The sequence below is a fragment of the Bacillus sp. EKM420B genome, from assembly GCF_011065565.1.
Taxonomy (GTDB): Bacteria; Bacillota; Bacilli; order Bacillales; family Bacillaceae; genus Bacillus; species Bacillus velezensis.
In genome coordinates, this window is record NZ_JAAMNX010000023.1 from 1 (window position 1) to 359 (window position 359).

The window sequence follows — 359 nt, forward strand, 5'->3', positions numbered from 1 at the left end:
GCCTCCACATCGAGTACCGGAGCACGCTCCGTCTCTTCGAGCACGGCCTTTCCCTGGAAAAAGACAAGCGGCTCTTCCCCTTCGGCATACGCTTCAAAAGCGATGTCTCCGTTTTCTTCCGGCTGAAGCTTTACATGAAGCGTCACTCCCTCAGAAAGCACCGTCACCGGACGGAGCCAAACGATCTGTTTGAGCCGGACACCCGCTTTCCCGCCCGGCAAGCCCTCAGCGGCAAGTGTAACGGCGGCCCGGGCCATTTCTAAAGCAGCCGCGCCCGGAAGCACCGGTTTTCCATTGACGATGTGATCGGCAAAAAACGGTTCATGCCCTGAAAAAACAGAAGTAAAGCGCTGGGCGGT

At 57.7% G+C, this 359-nt stretch carries 1 protein-coding gene; it reads right to left on the bottom strand.

Annotated features, from left to right (window positions below; translation table 11 throughout):
- Positions 1-359: polyketide synthase dehydratase domain-containing protein (locus G9F48_RS19335; RefSeq protein WP_165409980.1), on the bottom strand; the 359-nt coding region annotated here is incomplete at both ends.